At 66.0% G+C, this 14,701-nt stretch carries 25 protein-coding genes and 1 pseudogene; 15 read left to right on the top strand and 11 right to left on the bottom strand.

The window, feature by feature from the left end; genetic code table 11:
* Positions 1-11 precede the first annotated feature (11 nt).
* The 11 genes from ACT9F5_RS12235 to ACT9F5_RS12285 all read right to left on the bottom strand — a co-directional run bounded on the left by ACT9F5_RS12235 (position 12) and on the right by ACT9F5_RS12285 (position 6,257).
* On the bottom strand, positions 12-236 hold the full coding sequence (locus ACT9F5_RS12235) for a hypothetical protein (protein WP_445120231.1): 225 nt from the start codon (positions 234-236) through the stop codon (positions 12-14).
* A 384-nt stretch (positions 237-620) separates the two neighbouring features.
* Positions 621-2,369, bottom strand: coding sequence for a lambda-exonuclease family protein (locus tag ACT9F5_RS12240; protein WP_445120232.1), 1,749 nt, complete (start codon positions 2,367-2,369; stop codon positions 621-623).
* Entirely contained in the window at positions 2,366-3,097 is a 732-nt protein-coding gene (locus tag ACT9F5_RS12245; RefSeq protein ID WP_445120233.1) for a recombinase RecT, read from the bottom strand. The genes ACT9F5_RS12240 and ACT9F5_RS12245 overlap by 4 nt, the downstream gene beginning before the upstream one ends.
* Before the next feature lie 331 nt (positions 3,098-3,428).
* Positions 3,429-3,953 (bottom strand): hypothetical protein, encoded by a 525-nt coding sequence (locus tag ACT9F5_RS12250; RefSeq protein WP_445120234.1) that lies wholly within the window; start codon positions 3,951-3,953, stop codon positions 3,429-3,431.
* 25 nt (positions 3,954-3,978) lie between these two features.
* Positions 3,979-4,170: a hypothetical protein gene (locus tag ACT9F5_RS12255; protein ID WP_445120235.1), complete on the bottom strand. Its 192-nt coding sequence runs from the start codon at positions 4,168-4,170 to the stop codon at positions 3,979-3,981.
* A 100-nt stretch (positions 4,171-4,270) separates the two neighbouring features.
* Positions 4,271-4,492 carry a hypothetical protein gene (locus ACT9F5_RS12260; protein ID WP_445120236.1) on the bottom strand — a complete coding sequence of 74 codons (222 nt, stop codon included), beginning with the start codon at positions 4,490-4,492 and terminating at the stop codon, positions 4,271-4,273.
* A 2-nt stretch (positions 4,493-4,494) separates the two neighbouring features.
* On the bottom strand, positions 4,495-4,749 hold the full coding sequence (locus ACT9F5_RS12265) for a hypothetical protein (protein WP_445120237.1): 255 nt from the start codon (positions 4,747-4,749) through the stop codon (positions 4,495-4,497).
* Complete coding sequence (locus ACT9F5_RS12270; protein ID WP_445120238.1) at positions 4,746-5,072, bottom strand: hypothetical protein; 327 nt, start codon at positions 5,070-5,072, stop codon at positions 4,746-4,748. Before ACT9F5_RS12270 ends, ACT9F5_RS12265 begins: the two co-directional genes overlap by 4 nt.
* Positions 5,069-5,458 carry a hypothetical protein gene (locus ACT9F5_RS12275; RefSeq protein WP_445120239.1) on the bottom strand — a complete coding sequence of 130 codons (390 nt, stop codon included), beginning with the start codon at positions 5,456-5,458 and terminating at the stop codon, positions 5,069-5,071. Before ACT9F5_RS12275 ends, ACT9F5_RS12270 begins: the two co-directional genes overlap by 4 nt.
* A 166-nt stretch (positions 5,459-5,624) precedes the next feature.
* Positions 5,625-5,804 carry a zinc-ribbon domain-containing protein gene (locus ACT9F5_RS12280; RefSeq protein WP_445120240.1) on the bottom strand — a complete coding sequence of 60 codons (180 nt, stop codon included), beginning with the start codon at positions 5,802-5,804 and terminating at the stop codon, positions 5,625-5,627.
* A gap of 3 nt (positions 5,805-5,807) precedes the next feature.
* Positions 5,808-6,257 (bottom strand): helix-turn-helix domain-containing protein, encoded by a 450-nt coding sequence (locus tag ACT9F5_RS12285; protein ID WP_445120241.1) that lies wholly within the window; start codon positions 6,255-6,257, stop codon positions 5,808-5,810.
* Here ACT9F5_RS12285 and ACT9F5_RS12290 point away from each other — a divergent pair.
* The 15 genes and pseudogenes from ACT9F5_RS12290 to ACT9F5_RS12360 all read left to right on the top strand — a co-directional run bounded on the left by ACT9F5_RS12290 (position 6,256) and on the right by ACT9F5_RS12360 (position 14,701).
* Entirely contained in the window at positions 6,256-6,495 is a 240-nt protein-coding gene (locus ACT9F5_RS12290) for a helix-turn-helix domain-containing protein (RefSeq protein ID WP_445120242.1), read from the top strand. The genes ACT9F5_RS12285 and ACT9F5_RS12290 overlap by 2 nt on opposite strands.
* Positions 6,496-6,584: 89 nt before the next feature.
* On the top strand, positions 6,585-7,034 hold the full coding sequence (locus tag ACT9F5_RS12295) for a phage regulatory CII family protein (protein WP_445120243.1): 450 nt from the start codon (positions 6,585-6,587) through the stop codon (positions 7,032-7,034).
* A complete protein-coding gene (locus ACT9F5_RS12300) occupies positions 7,031-7,204 on the top strand; it encodes a hypothetical protein (protein ID WP_445120244.1) in 174 nt (57 codons plus the stop codon). The genes ACT9F5_RS12295 and ACT9F5_RS12300 overlap by 4 nt, the downstream gene beginning before the upstream one ends.
* Positions 7,205-7,305: 101 nt before the next feature.
* Positions 7,306-7,866, top strand: coding sequence for a hypothetical protein (locus ACT9F5_RS12305; RefSeq protein WP_445120245.1), 561 nt, complete (start codon positions 7,306-7,308; stop codon positions 7,864-7,866).
* Positions 7,867-7,869: 3 nt separating this feature from the next.
* A complete protein-coding gene (locus ACT9F5_RS12310; protein WP_445120246.1) occupies positions 7,870-8,730 on the top strand; it encodes a hypothetical protein in 861 nt (286 codons plus the stop codon).
* A pseudogene (gene dnaB / locus ACT9F5_RS12315) lies at positions 8,730-10,067 on the top strand (replicative DNA helicase); the annotation flags it as partial. The gene ACT9F5_RS12310 and the pseudogene dnaB, both read left to right, overlap by 1 nt.
* Positions 10,068-10,168: 101 nt before the next feature.
* Positions 10,169-10,708 (top strand): hypothetical protein, encoded by a 540-nt coding sequence (locus tag ACT9F5_RS12320; protein ID WP_445120247.1) that lies wholly within the window; start codon positions 10,169-10,171, stop codon positions 10,706-10,708.
* The gene (locus tag ACT9F5_RS12325) at positions 10,708-10,977 is read left to right on the top strand and encodes a hypothetical protein (protein ID WP_445120248.1); all 270 of its coding nucleotides are present in this window, start codon (positions 10,708-10,710) and stop codon (positions 10,975-10,977) included. The genes ACT9F5_RS12320 and ACT9F5_RS12325 overlap by 1 nt, the downstream gene beginning before the upstream one ends.
* Positions 10,974-11,858, top strand: a complete 885-nt coding sequence (locus ACT9F5_RS12330) for a hypothetical protein (RefSeq protein WP_445120249.1) — start codon at positions 10,974-10,976, stop codon at positions 11,856-11,858. Before ACT9F5_RS12325 ends, ACT9F5_RS12330 begins: the two co-directional genes overlap by 4 nt.
* On the top strand, positions 11,859-12,383 hold the full coding sequence (locus ACT9F5_RS12335) for a hypothetical protein (protein WP_445120250.1): 525 nt from the start codon (positions 11,859-11,861) through the stop codon (positions 12,381-12,383).
* Positions 12,380-12,538 (top strand): hypothetical protein, encoded by a 159-nt coding sequence (locus ACT9F5_RS12340; protein ID WP_445120251.1) that lies wholly within the window; start codon positions 12,380-12,382, stop codon positions 12,536-12,538. The genes ACT9F5_RS12335 and ACT9F5_RS12340 overlap by 4 nt, the downstream gene beginning before the upstream one ends.
* Entirely contained in the window at positions 12,535-12,906 is a 372-nt protein-coding gene (locus ACT9F5_RS12345; RefSeq protein ID WP_445120252.1) for a hypothetical protein, read from the top strand. Before ACT9F5_RS12340 ends, ACT9F5_RS12345 begins: the two co-directional genes overlap by 4 nt.
* Complete coding sequence (locus ACT9F5_RS12350) at positions 12,903-13,115, top strand: hypothetical protein (protein ID WP_445120253.1); 213 nt, start codon at positions 12,903-12,905, stop codon at positions 13,113-13,115. The genes ACT9F5_RS12345 and ACT9F5_RS12350 overlap by 4 nt, the downstream gene beginning before the upstream one ends.
* The gene (locus ACT9F5_RS12355) at positions 13,115-13,663 is read left to right on the top strand and encodes a hypothetical protein (RefSeq protein WP_445120254.1); all 549 of its coding nucleotides are present in this window, start codon (positions 13,115-13,117) and stop codon (positions 13,661-13,663) included. The genes ACT9F5_RS12350 and ACT9F5_RS12355 overlap by 1 nt, the downstream gene beginning before the upstream one ends.
* A gap of 558 nt (positions 13,664-14,221) precedes the next feature.
* Complete coding sequence (locus ACT9F5_RS12360) at positions 14,222-14,701, top strand: hypothetical protein (protein WP_445120255.1); 480 nt, start codon at positions 14,222-14,224, stop codon at positions 14,699-14,701.

Below are 14,701 nucleotides of genomic sequence, written 5' to 3' on the forward strand. Positions count from 1 at the left end.
CCGGCCCTCCATTACCCCAGCACCTCGCCACCCGCCGGCAGCGCGAACACCAGCCGCCCATCGCGCCGCATCGGCTTCGGCAGCCGGTCGCCACCGCCGTACATCGGCGACAGTTCCAGCCGGTAGCCCTTGCCGTGTTCGTAGCGCTCCAGCTTTACGGGCGCGTGGATGGTGCCGTGCTCGGTGACCACCGCCAGGTGCGGGATGGTCCCTTCATCGGTGTAGGTAACGCTCATGCTGCTCTCCTGAACCTGCCGGACTCGTCGCGCGGCTGGCTCATCGTGTTGGTGGGTTGGTACCGGCGTCGAGAACGCTCAGCGGCCATCGCGCGTTCGCAGTGCTTGCAGTTGTGGTGCAAGCCATCGCGGGACCGGCCAGGGCGGCGGTCGGGGTAGAACTCCCGATCCATCCGCCACTTGCCGCAGTGCGCGCAGGCCTTCATCTATTGCCGGTCCGCTGGTATCGGTTGAACGATTTCTTCGCGTTCGGGGTTTCGCACATCGGGCCGCGATTCCAAGGTGACGCGGAGCGACCCGCGCGACCCTTGTCGGACGTGTTGCCGCGCGCCTGTCGTTGGCGCTCCTCGGGCGCCAGGTGTTGGAGGTGGTCGGGCTGGGCGGTCATGCGGCCCACCGTTCCTCGCGAGCCGCGCAGTTCAGGTGAGACGCCATCGCGTTCAACATGCGGGACAAATCGTCGTCCGCGTAGAGCTTGGCCGCGCCCTTGCTGGCAATGGGCTGGAAACCAAGTTTCGCCAAGCCATCGGCGGTGATGGACAGCGGGGCGATGCGCTCGTTGATATGCCCCAGATTGATCCGCGCATCGGTCGCTGCCGGATTGACCGCGGCGGGGTGTCGCTGGGCGAACCTTTCCGCACCCTCGGCTTCGTTCAACTGCTGCGCGGCCGGCGACAAGTCGGCGCCTGTCGACTGCTTGGCCGCTGCCAGTTCCTCGGCGGCTCGCTCGCGCTCGACCCGGGCCGCTTCCTCGCGCTGCTCCCGCTCCAGCCGGTCGGCCTCTTCCTGCCGGATACGCGCGCGCTCCTTCTCCAGTCGCTCGGCCTCGCGCTGCTCATGCTCCGCGATGCGCGCGGCGACCAGGTTCCGCAGGTCTTCCGACGCCTTGCCGGCGCACAGCTGCACGCGGTCGGCGAACAGGCTGGCGTGGTCCGCAGCCTCGGCAAGGATCGCCACGTTCGCGCGGACACGCTCGGCCTGCTGGCTGGCGGCGATCTTGGCGTTCGCGACCGCGGCGTCGACGGCATCGCGCATGCTGCTGAGCGACTTCTTGCCCTTGATGGCGCCGCCGAGTTCAAGGGACAGCGTCTGCGGCGGCTGGAACCGATGCTCGCCGAGCGTGGCGTTGATCGCGTCGTAGTGCGCCCGGACCGCCTCTCGGCCTGCGGTGACAATCTCGCCCTTGCGCGACTCCTTCTCCGCCTTCACCAGCTTGTCGAGGTCGAGGCGGACACGGCGGGTCTCTTCCGAGACCTCGTCCATCGTGCGGAACACCGCCTCGATGTCGGCTGTCTGCGCCAGAACCGCGTCCTTGGTCGCTGCCAGCCGGTCTTCGACGCCCTTGCACCACTTCACCGTCGTCTCGGCGTTGGCGAAGTCCTCGTCGGTCTGCAGATCGCGATTGATGCCACCCAGCACGGCCAAGGCCGATGCCTTGAAATCGGCGAGGTTGCTGGCGGTGACCATGCCGGTGACCTCGACGCGCAGCGCCGGCAGTTGGTCGGGCGCGCGGCCGGCGGCAGCGGGCGCCGCGGCGGCTTCTGGCACGTAGGCGGCGACGTCGGCCTCGAACTGCTCCCAGCCGGCGATGATCCGGTCGCGTAGCGCGGCGTCCGGGTAGTACCAGCAGTGCCGTTCCTCGACCAGGTCGTCGCCGTTCCACTTCGACGCCATGAAGAGCACGCGCGCAGCACCGGAAACCATGCACTGCTGCTCCATCTGCACGCGGTAGTGCTCGGGCAGGTTGACTGCGTTGCCGACACCGGCTTCGATCGCCGCCCGGATGGCATCGTTCAGAGACTTGTGCTCGAACGCGGCCTCTTCCAGCATCGTCAGGCCGTCGAAGCTGGCGCTGAACTTGCCGTCGACGCCGACGCACGGGAACAGTTCCTCACCGATGATGGCCTCCGCCAGTGGCCGGGCCAGCGCCTCGTAGCGGTGACCGTCATCGAAACGGCGCTGCAGGTTGGCGTCGACCTCCTCGGTGATGCCGGTGGCGATCTCGCGGATCAGCTGCGCCCGGGTCTTGTACGGCGACAGGCCAAGCATCGCCGGGGCGTCGCTGGCGTTGAAGTGCTGGGCGCGGTGGGCGTGCCACTCGGGCGTGCCCTGCTGCAGGTTGACCGTCTTCATGCCTGGGCCTCCTGCTCTGCGCCGGCGGCTTCGTTCTCATCGCGCGGCGGGTTGCGGATCTCGTGCAACTGCTCAGCCGTGAACCGCGCCTTCGTCTGCAGCATCGCGATCAGGTCGTCGGCAGACTTCTTGCCGCTGGCGATCACGCCCCACCACTTCGGCAGGTTCTCGGCGAAGTCGGCTTCGGGGTACATCGGGAGTTCGGCGGCGCGCTCGCTGACCACACGCGCCTCGACCGTGATCGGCTGCTCGGCGGCGGCGGTGTCCTGCGCTTCCTCGCTGACCATCATCCCGCCCAGCGCCGCCGGATACACCGCGCGGATGCCCTCGGCTATGCAGCGGGCGCGGAGCATTGCGCGCGGGTAGTTCTTCCAGTTGTCCTTGCCGGTGAGCTTGGCCTTCGCCGCCTGCTCGAACGTCCAGGTCATGCGCAGCTTCCCGCCAGCCTTGTGCGAGAACGTCGCGTCGGCTATCAGGTCGGTGAGCTCATGCCACTCGACCTGGCCGCCCATCTGCTGGAAGCGGGCGAGGACGCTGTGCGTCTTGCGCGTCGCCTTGCCCTGGATGATGTCGTAGTCCTGCGTGATCGTTGCAGGGTGCTGGCCTTCTGCCTGCGCGACGAGCATCAGCGCGAGCGCCTGCTCTGTGTTCTTCATGCCGAAGAGGTTGGACGCTGCGACGGCTTGCGCCATGCCCTGCAGGTCGTGGAACGGGACGATGTTGCTCATGGGTCATTCCTTCGCTTCGAATAGGGGCCCTGCACAAACCGCCGGGCCAGCGGTAGGAGAGTGAGCCGCCGGGTCAGGGTTGGCGGCTCGCGCGCTGTGCTCGCGCTGGGGGAGGGTGGAAGCGGGCCGGGCGCTACTCCGGCTTGTGCATCAGTTCCAGGTGGGTCCAAATCCTGCGGTTGATGGAATCGAACCATCGGCATTTCGGATTCCGGTCAGTTGCCTGACTCTCGCTACCGTTGACGACTGTCGCCAGCCGCTGCCCGCCAAACCCAATCGATGCTTCACCTGTTTAGACGGTCTGCTTTCCCGTCAGCCGCTTCCGTAGTCGTTACGCCGCGTCCTGCAGCGGCGGCGCCTGCTCTTCCTGCTTGCTCGGCGGGGTAAGGGTCAGGCGCACGTCTTCGCGCACCAGCGCCTCGGAGAGCGACGACAGTTCGTCCGGATCGACGTTGGCCGACGCGGTGAAGGTGAGCTCGACGCTGCCGCCTTCCAGCGGCGCGATGGTGAACTTCTTCAGCTTCACGTCGACGAACAGCAGCGGGTTCGTGGAGTCGAGCAGCCCGTCGATCTGGACCTCGTAGCCGGTGAACTCGTGCGAGAGCTTCATCGGCTCCAGGTACGGGTGGCGCACCGCGGACAGGGCCTCGCCGATCGACGGCAAATCCTGCTGCTCGCCCTTGGACGGCTTGCGGAACAGCGACTCGCGCAGGCCCTTGCCGAGGCTGTCGAGGATGCTGTTGTTCGCCTTCATGGAGAACTTCATGTCGACGGCGAGTTCGCGCTCGTCGCCGTGGCGCTCGATCCGGGTGTTGAGGTTGCCGAGGGTCGCTTCGCTTTGGTTGAGTTGGAGCATGGTTGGTTCCTTCGGTGGGCAGGGATCAGCAGCGCACCGTCTGAGAACAGACGAGTCGTGCAGCGGCGTGGTGGGCGGCGCGGATGGTGTAATTCGCCAGCCGGTACGCGTTCGGGGTGGACTTCGCGGCGGTCATCACCGGCACGCGCAGGCCGCGGCTGGCGTAGTGCTTCGCCCAAGCCCGATCGCGGGCGACGGGGTCACGGAAGGTCGCCATCACGGACCCCTCCGGCGGTTCGCGCCCAGCACTGCACAGGCGACGAAGCCGAGACAGAAGCCGACGCACAGGGCGGGGTAGGCGATCGAGAGAACGTCCATCACGCGGCACTCGGCGGAAGGTCATCGCCCAGCCGCTTCCACTTCGGCGGCACGCACTGCCGGGCGATGGCGGTCGTCGGCTGGTCGCCTTTCATCGCCGACCGGATCGCATTGCGCTTGAACTGCTCCGCCGAACGCCGGCCGTAGCCGTACAGGCCGCACAGGTTCCCGGCTTCGCGGACAACCTTGCGGATCGGGTCGAGTTGGATTACTGCGCCCATGGTTAGACCTCCTGACCCTTCCGGGTCGTGGAAAATTCGGGTGTCGGGGTGGCGTCGCGTAGGCGCTGCAGGCGCCAGGCTCGGGTGTGGAGCTCGCCGGCGCGCGCGGCTTTCATCGCTTCGCGACCATCCGCGAGAACTTGCGGATCAAGGTCGTCGGTGACGTAATCGATCCCGTCGATTGCACCGATCGGAGCTTCGGCCGGGATCGTCGCGAACGTGGTCTTGAAGTCGCGCAGGGCGTCGTTGAAGCTCATCCCCGCACCCCGGCCTGTTCGGCCTGCTGCTCTCGGGTCATGGGTCGGACGCGGGCGAGGGCGGCGCGTGCGTAATGTTCGGCCTCTTGATAGACGGAGGCCCCCATGCATCCGCACTCGCGCCCGTCACAGCACATCCCTTGGTCCGGCTTGGCGTACACCGAAAGCAAGGTGTCAAGCGCCTCGATCAACTCGGCCACGGCGACCTGCGCCTCCTCGCTGTCTGCCGCACGTTGCGGAGCGTCGTCGTCCCACATGCGCTGAACGCTGGCGTCCACGTAATCCGCGCGCATCACCGCCAGCACATCGACCGGCGCGCTCATGCCGCGAACCCCATCGCCCGGAACACCGGCGCGAACACTTCGGCCGCGATCGGGTCCATGCGGCTGCGCCAGTCGTGTACCGGCAGCGTCACCGGCTTCATCGCATCGGCCCGGCGCTGGTCATACCGGCGGCGAACACCGGCCAGCAGGTCCGGGGAACCGCGGAGTGCCTTCAACAGCCGGCGCTCGGCGCGCAGCAGCTCCAGCGTGTCCACCGGCGTCACCCGCTGGTCGCCATCACCGCCGCATTCGTGGCACCGGTGCGCGGTCTCCAGTTGCGGGTCACCGATCGGGTGGTCGTAGGTCAGCTCACCAGCACCCTCACAGGCCGCGCACTGGCGGAACTGGATGCCGTGGTGGTTGCGGAAGAAGACGGGGTGGGACATCTGCTTTGCTCCGTGGATCGGTGGAGTGATTCGGTAACGAACCGTAACCCAGCAGATCGCAGAGTGTCAACACCCAGTAACCATTATTCTTTGGGGATGTGCGCTGGCCTGCCTTGGAGGCATAAAAAAACCCGCCGTAGCGGGTTCTTGTGGGTCGGCGTGGATGTCATCGGAAAGCCCAGACCACGATCACGAAGATGGCGACCGCCAGCAACAGCTTCCCATTGAACGACAGCCCAGCACGGCCCTTGGCCGTCTGCATTGAAGCCCCGCACTCCGGGCAGCTATTAGCGGTATCACTCAACCGCGTGCTGCATTCTTGGCAGGTGATTAGGGCCATCGTCATCCCTCATTTGGGCTTAGACGAAGCCTTGAACGCCAAGAAGGCATCTAGCTCCGCCACGTCAGCATCACTCAGGCCGCGCATGCGTTCAACTCGGCGAACCTCGTCATCCAGGTACACAACCACCGTCTCCTCGTTGACCAACTCCAACCAGTGGCACCCAAGCACCTTCGCCATTGCTTTCATCTGCTGCACATCGGGCTCCCCTCGACCACGAAACCAGTGCCCGACCGTCTGCCGGGCACCTAGGCCCATGGCGGCTGCGATCTTGGCATAGGAGAGGCCACCGGCTAGGCGTCTCTTCTCCTCGGCTTTCAGGATGTCGAAGGTGCGGCGCACAGGTTGAGACGACGGCATTGGGAGCGTGAGCGGTTCAGGCGGGAACAAGATGTTACCGAGGGCCACGGTAACGTGCGGTTGACGGACCGCCATTCCGGGGTTACCGTTCGTAACCATGAACCAGACCAACGCAATCAAGCGACTGAAGAAGGCGGGCCTCACCCGCTCCGATATCTCGAAGGCATGCGGCGTATCGCGGCATGCCGTGGGCTTCTGGGAGTCCGGGCGATCGGTTCCCAGCGGTAAAAGCATGGGCGCGCTGGTCCGGCTCGCGAGCGAGAAGGGCATTGTCCTGCTCGCCTCCGACTTCGCGAGCTATGACGAGCCCGCCAACGACGACCGCGAGGCGGCTTGAGCCGTGCGCGCTGATTCCGTGATTTCTCCTTTCCATGCCGCCAGTGTCGTCTCAGGCGCTGCGACAAACCACGTTCAGGTGCAGCCCGCATGAACATCATCGACGCAGCGCACAGCACCGTGCGCAGCTACCCGGGCGGCAGCGAGTCGCTCGGCCCCCGCATTGGCATGTCCGCCGCGGTCCTTCGCAACAAGGTCAACCCGAACAACACCACGCATCACCTGACCGTGGCCGAGGCGTCCGAGATCATGGGCGTCACGGGTGACCACCGGATGCTGCAGGCGATGGCTGCTGAGCACGGCTACGTGCTGGCGTCGGTGGACCTGGGTGCCGGAGAGACCTCCGTGCTTCAGACCCTGCTGCGCGCCAACGCTGCAGAGGGCGAGTTCGATCGCGTGCTGGGCGAGGCGCTGGCCGACAACCTGATCACCGCCAACGAGATGAAGGCGATCGCCGAAGCCGGCGTGGCTCAGCAGTCAGCAACGATGATCCTCCTGGCCAAGCTGCGCGCGGTCAGCGAGGGGAGGGCGCAGGGATGAAGACCCAGGCCGAACAGTTCGAACGCGCCCGCTACGCCCTGAAGCACGCCGGCCCGCTGACACCCGCAGAGAAGGCCGAGTACGACGCACAGCGCGCGCGGGAGATGCGCCGGGCCGATGCCCGCCGTAATCCGTTGCCGCAGCCTGATCTGTTGGACCAGGCCGCATGACGCTTTCCCGCACCCCCTCACTGCCCGGTAGCTCCGGACAGGACAGCCCGAGCCTAGCGGGTTGGGGGATCGCGGCTCCGACTGGGCGCCTAGGAGGAACGATGCAACTCACCGACATAGAGCGCTACTGCGAGAGCCCCATCGAAGCGCTGCTCGCGCGCGCGATCGCCACGCTCTTCTCGGACTTCGAAGAGGCCTGCATGGTGCTGGCCCCGTTGGAGCCTTGTGAATACGAATTTGGAACGGAACTGCCAGAGGGAGCATCAGCCTTCCTGATTCCGCAAGCCGAGGTCAGCGGTTGTGGCAAGGATGGCGACTGGTTCTACCGCGTCGACTTCCTTCTCGTTTGTGGCAGGAAGCCGCTATTCCGGCGGGCATTCGCCATCGAGTGCGACGGACACGACTGGCACGAGAAGACGAAAGAGCAGGTCGCCAGGGACAAGCTCCGCGACCGCCGCCTACTGCTGGACGGAATCACTCCGGTTCGTTTCAGCGGGTCCGAGATCCATCGCGACGCCGCCGGCTGCACTGACTACCTGCGCTCATTGGCGCACTCGACGCTCGGCGATGTTCTTGGCGAGCAGTACACCTGGGAGGAACTGAAAGGCCTCCGCAAGCCGCGCCCTGTTGAGATCAACACCGGCCTCGGATACGAGGAGTAAAGCGTGGCCCGCATTCGCAGCATCAAGCCGGAGTTCTGGACCAGCGAGCAGATCGCCGAGTGTTCGCCGAACGCTCGTCTTCTGTTCATTGGACTGTGGACGTTCTCGGACGACAACGGTATCCACCCTGCGTCCATCCCCCGCTTGAAGATGGAGATATTCCCCGCTGATGACTTCTCCCGCGCGGATGTAGCAGCGATGGTCGAAGAGCTGGTCCGTAATCGCCTGCTGCGCGAGTACGTGGTCCAGGGTGAGCAGTTCTGGCAGATAACAGGCTGGAATCTTCACCAAAAAATCGACCAGCCGACGTTCAAGCATCCGCTTCCTGATGGCTCACTTCCGACGAACGTTCGCCGAAGGGTCACCGAACAAGGTTCAGCGAACAAGGTTCAGCGAACACCCGACGAACGTTCACCCCCGGAGAGGAGAGGAGAGGAGAGGAGTGGAAAGGAAGAAGCTGACTACGTCCTGTCGCCTGACGGCGAACAGGGCCAGGCAGCGCCGAGCAACGTCAGCCAACACCCCGCATCGCAGCGACTTTGCTCGATCGTGCTGGATGCCTACCACCGCGTCCTGCCGAACTGCCAATCCATCGCGGTCCTAAATCCCAAGCGCCAGCGCCGCATCCAACTCGCCGACAAGCTCGCGCGCCAGGTGTGCAAGCAACAGGGCTGGCCGTACGAGCCCGAGGACTTCTGGACGTCCTACTTCGGCGAGTGCACCGATGATCCGTGGCTACGGGGGGAAGTGCCGAACCCGAACAACCCCCGATGGAAGCAGAACCTCGACGTGTTGCTGGCCGAGGACCGCTTCGCCGGGATCATGGACAAAGCCATCGCCGCCATGAAGTCGGAGGCAGCGTGATGGACGGCGACTTCCACGACCCGCGCGACACCCTGCGCATCCCGCCGCAGTCGATCGAGGCCGAGCAGGCGGTGCTCGGCGGCCTGATGCTCCAGCCGCTGGCATGGATTGAGGTCGCCGACCTGCTCGACGCCAGCGACTTCTACCGCCGCGATCACCAGCTGATCTGGCAGGCGATCAAGCACCTGGAGGGCAGGGGCAAGCCGTTCGACGAGGTCACCCTCGGCGATTGGTTCGAAGCTCATGGGCAGCTGGACCTGGTCGACAACGGTGCGTACCTGATCGAGCTTTCGAACACCACGCCAAGCGCGGCGAACATCCGCGCCTATGCGGACATCGTCGCCGACAAGTCGCGCCTTCGCCGACTGATCGACGTCGGTACCGGGTTGGTGAACGACGGCTTCCAGCCGGAGGGCCGCGACAGCGTCGAAATCATCGGCGCCGCGCAGACCCGCATCGGCGAACTGCTGTCCTCGCAGCCGTGCGACTTGGAGCAGATGAATCCGATCATGGTTCGGGTGTTCGACCGACTGCAGGACCGGCATCACCGCGGCGGCGGGATCAACGGGATCACCACCGGACTCGACGAGCTCGACACCCTGATCAACGGCATGGGCCCTGGCCAGCTGCTGCTGCTGGCGGCGCGGCCGAAGATGGGCAAGACCACGCTGGCCCAGAACATCTCCGAGCACGTCGCGCTGATCCGGAAGAAGCCCGTCGCGGTCTTCAGCTTCGAAATGCAACCGGAGGAACTGGGCGACCGGATGCTGTCTTCGCAGGGCGACATCGACGCCGACCGGATCCGGCGCGGCGAGCTCGACGATGCCGACTGGGCGAACGCCACCGCGGCGATCAAACGGCTGCGTGGCGCGCAGATCCTCGTGACTCGACCGCGCAGCGCCCGGGTCGAGCACCTGATCGCGCAGGCACGTCGGCAACACGCGAAGACGACGCTCGGCCTGATCGTGGTCGACTACCTGCAGCTGATGGAGACGGCCGGCAACAACCGGGCGCAGGGCCTGGGCGACGTCACCCGCGCGCTGAAGCTGATGGCCGGCGAGATCGGCGTGCCGGTGCTGCTGCTGTCGCAGTTGAACCGCGAACTCGAGAAGCGGCCGGACAAGCGGCCGACCCCGTCGGACCTGCGCGACTCCGGCGCGATCGAGCAGGACGCCGACGCGGTGATCTTCATCTACCGCGACGAGGTCTACGACAAGAACAGCCGGTGGAAGGGCACAGCCGAGATCATCGTCGCCCTGCAGCGCAACGGCCCCGCCGGTGAGGTTCGAGTGCGGTACCGGCCCGACCGCTTCCGGTTCGAGAACCTGCCGATGGACTGGGAGCCGGAACCGATGCCCGACGGCGAGGGGCAGGGCAGGCGCTCCGGGTTCCGCAAGCGCGCACCCAGCGGTCGTGAGGCTGCTGCCGGGGTCGATCAATGACCCAGACCGCCGCCCAGAAGAAGATCCGCGCCAAGCGCGCGCGTCGGCCGATCTACTGCACCGTCATGCGCCTGGTCGATCCGGTAACGGGTGAGGAGCACGGTGCGTTCGTGCCGGCTCACCCGATCGACAAGCGCATCGCCAAAGAGCGCCGGTACAGGGTGGGCGAAACCTACCGGATCGAGGCGAAGCAGGCGCGAGTTCCCTGGCAACACCGCCTGATCCACAAGATCGGCGCGTTGATGGTGGACAACGTGGAAGGCTGGGAGCAGCTCACCACGCACGATGCGGTGAAGCGTCTGCAGCGCGAATCAGGCACTTGCTGCGAGGAGCTGGAGATCGACGTCCCCGGGGTGGGCCGGTTGATGGTGAAGCAGGCAGAAAGCCTCGCGTTCGACGAGATGGAGCAGGACCGGTTCGAGGTGCTGTTCGACGGCATCACCGAGTACGTCGGCGCCAATTACGCCCACGTGATGCTCGACGAAGTCCGGGCCGAGTTCTGGGAAATGGCCGGAACGAATCGGAGGGCCGCCTGATGCACAGCAAGAACAAGGCGCGGCGCACCCCGGCAGAGCAGGACCACATCGATCGGGTGAAGGCGCTCCCTTGCTCCGTCTGCGATGCACCCGGCCCGAGCGAGGCGCACGAGCCGGTGCAAGGCCTGTGGTTCATCTCGATCGCGCTCTGTTCGGACTGCCACCGCGGCGCGAAGAACGGCCTGCACGGCCAAAAAACCATGTGGCGCATCCACAAGCTCGACGAGTGGGGCGCTTTGAACATCACGAATCGGAGGCTTGCAGCATGACCACTGACAACAAGGCGCTGGCGGATTGGTTGAGCGTTGACGCGCTGGCACAAGCAATCCGCGAGGTTGACGGCCGGCACGACTTGGGCGCTGGCGCGCTGGCGGAGGCTTTGCTGCCACGCATTGCCGCCCTCTCCCCGCAGGCGGATAAGGCGCGCGGGGAGTGGCAACCGATCGAGACTGCGCCGATCGACACGCCCATCCTGCTTTGGAACAACGAGACCGGCGAGATTGTCATCGGGCACAAGCCCCCGGATGGCCCGCATGATGAGTGCGTGGTGGTTGGCATGACCGCCGCTTATGCCGACGCATGGCACCCGCTGCCCGGCGAACCGGAAAGCGAGGACGAGGACACCACCCCCCAGCCGAATGGCGACGGCTTCACCGCAGCCGACATGATGGACGCGAGGGCGGAGGAACGAGCGCGGCTGTCCGGTTCGCAGGTGTCGGGCGGTGGGGAGTTACTCGCGATCCAGAAGGCCATCGAGAAGGTGGACCTGATCGAGCAATACCGCATCGACTCAAGCAACGCATATCACCGCCCGCTCATGGAAATCCGCGCGGCCCTTGTTGCCGCCCTGTCCACCCCGCAGGCCCGGCCGGATGGCGGGGAAGCGGTGGCATGGCAGTACGAGCAGCACGGCAACTGGTTCCTCGTCGCATCCGACGAGCCTTGGCGCTCCAAGGGCATGAGCGTTCGCCCTCTCTACACCCACCCCGCCCCTGCGCCGGACGTGGCGCGGCGAGCAGTCGAAGCGATAGACAACCTCGCCAACTTCGCCTGCAACTTGGCCACCTATTCGGCTGACGCTGTTTCAATCAGGAATCAGGCCGAGGCCCTGGCAACCCCCTTCACCGCCGCCCAGCAGGAGGCCGAGTAGATGGCGCTTCGCCTCACCTTCGGCATCGACCCGGGTCTATCCGGCGCGATCGCCACCCTAATCGACGGCGAGCCCGGCCCGATGCTGGACATGCCGACCTGCCGCGTAGACGGGAAGAACGAGGTCTGCGCGTTCACCCTGGCCGCGTGGATCCGGGAGCAGCGCGCGGCGCACCCGGGCGCGTACGTGTCGGCCTGCCTGGAGTTGGTCAGCGCGGCCCCGATGGGCGGACGTCGGCAGGGCACCGCATCGATGTTCGCGTTCGGCGACGGCTACGGGCAGGTCAAGGCGGTGCTGCGGGTGCTGAACATCCCGACCACGCGCGTGACGCCGCAGGTGTGGAAGCGGCATTTCCACATCGCCGGCAAGACGAAGGATCCGGACGCTGGCCGGCAGATGGCGATCGCGCGGTTCCCGGGCGCTTCTGATCGGCTGAAGCGGAAGAAGGATTCAGGCCGGGCCGACGCGCTGTGGCTGGCGCTGTGGCACGACCAGACCGAGCAGACGGGGGCGCGCGCCGCATGAAGAACACGACGGAGCAAGCCAAGGCCATGACGGACGAGGAGCTGGCCCGGACGTCGATTCAACTGCGCCTGAGTATCCCCGCGGCGCAATCGCTGCTGGACGCGATCAGGCGCGAGCAGCGGCGGCGGAAGCGGCAGAGGAGCAAGGCGGCATGAACGATGACGGAAAGATCGTCAGCCTGCCGCGTAAGGCCAAGCCCGCCGCCGAAGCGGCGCTCACGGTCGTGCACAACTATGGCAAGTGCCAGCACCGACACGTCGAGGTTGACGAGAAGCTCGCCGAGGTCACCTGCACCGACTGCAAGGCCAAGCTCAATCCGGTCCACGTGCTGGCCATGCTGTCCCGCGAGGACGACCGTCTGCGCGACCGCTGGGCGGGGATGCGCGCCGAGATACGGCTGCTGGGCGAACGTACCCGGGTCAAGTGCGACCACTGCCGCAAGTTCACCCGCGTTCGGATCAACGCGAGCTATGCAGAGGTCCGCGAGCTGACCGATCGGATCAAGGCGGAGGAATCGCTTTGACCGACCGCGACCAGCGCCTGCAGGTGAAGCGATACCGCGTCCGGCGGCGGAAGCACGGGACCTGCAGCGTCTGCACCTTCCGGGAACTCACCGACGGCCGATTCCACTGCCGAAAGTGGCCCGACCGGCAGGGCAGCTGCGACACCGACGGGAAGCTGCCGAAGTTCCAGTTCGATGAAACCGTGATGACCGACCTGAGGGGGAGCTGATGGCCGACGACACCCTGATGAAGCAGCTTCGGAGCTGGGGGTTCGCCCAGGTAAACCGCTACGACAGCCGCGCGGCGAACGATGAAGATCGCCATTCGACACGCAACCACCCGATCACCAAGGCCCGCGAGTTCGCTCCCATGACCGTGGAAAAGGCAGCGCATCGCCTGATCGGCCGCGATGGATCCGGCCGGCGCCGCTTCATGGCTGCGCGCGCCGGGGTGGACGCGATGAAGATCACGCCAGTCTGGGCTGTTGACCACATCCGGTGTACCGACGACCGCATCGCCGGGCCGGGCGCATCGTCCGCGGCTGTCGACAAGGGCACGCCGGAGGATCTTCGATGGATCGATCGCGCCATCTCCCAGCTATCCCGGGAGAGCCAGATCCGGGCACTGGTGCTGCGGGAAGAGTTCTGCGGCACCGGCACGCAACGACGCAAGGCTGACGCTGTCGCCGTGGCGTACGGAGGCAAGTTCTCGGTCTGGATGTACCGAAGGGAGCTGCAGCGGGCGATGGACTGGCTCGAAGGCAAACGTGCTGCTTGACAAAGTTGCACACTCGATCTACCGTTTCCGCGATCTTCAATAATTGCCTCAGCGGCTCGCCCATCCGGCGGGCCGTTCGCGTATCAGGAGCCCGGCCATCGCGTCGGGCTTCGCCGTTTGGAGAATCCGATCCTGTCGTTGGCGACCGGATATGGCTGTATGAAGCGAAGAGGATGCGTTTCGGACGCGGGTTCGATTCCCGCCAGCTCCACCAGAAAGCGGCCTGCCGGCTCACTGTCCCCACAACGACACGTCGGCACAACCAGGCTGCTTTCTCATGGGGCTGCCCAGGTTTCGACGGGGCGAGCAATCAACGTGGACAGCCGGAGAGGCGACCGACCTAATCGGCGCAAATCGCTAACCGCGAACGATGACACCTACGAACAGGCCATTGCAGCCTGATCCCGAGCAAGCGCACTCGGTCACCCGACGCGCACCGGCGGCCCTTCGGGGCCGTCGATCAATTCACCTACGGCCGTCAGTGGCCTCGCCCGACCCTCGTCCAGATCAATCCTCGCAGCTAGCTGGCAGCGAGTCGGGCACCTATTGGACCCAGTCATGCCGACCCTCGAACACGTCCGCGACCGGATCATCGGCCAGACGTACAGGGAAGTGCTGCCTGGGAAATTCGCCTCACCCGAGGCGTCGGTGATGCTGCTGGCGATCGGCCTGCAGGAGAGCCGCTTCACGCACCGCGAGCAGATCGGCGGCCCGGCGCATGGGTTCTGGCAGTTCGAGCGCCGCGGCGGTGTTGCTGGCGTGCTCACCCATGAGGCGAGCAAAGCCCACGCGCTGGCGGCCTGCGCGATCCGCGGCGTGGTGCCGAGTTCGACCGAGGTCTACCGCCGGATCGTCGATGACGACCTGCTGGCGTGTTCGATCGCTCGACTGCTGCTGTGGACCGATCCGGAGGCGCTTCCCAAGGTAGGCCACGCCGATGCAGCGTGGGATCTGTACCTGAGGACCTGGCGCCCCGGGAAGCCCCACCGGTCCACGTGGAACGGGCTCTATTCGCAGGCAGTGCGGGTTCTGGGTTGA

It is taken from the genome of Lysobacter sp. F6437, assembly GCF_052547215.1.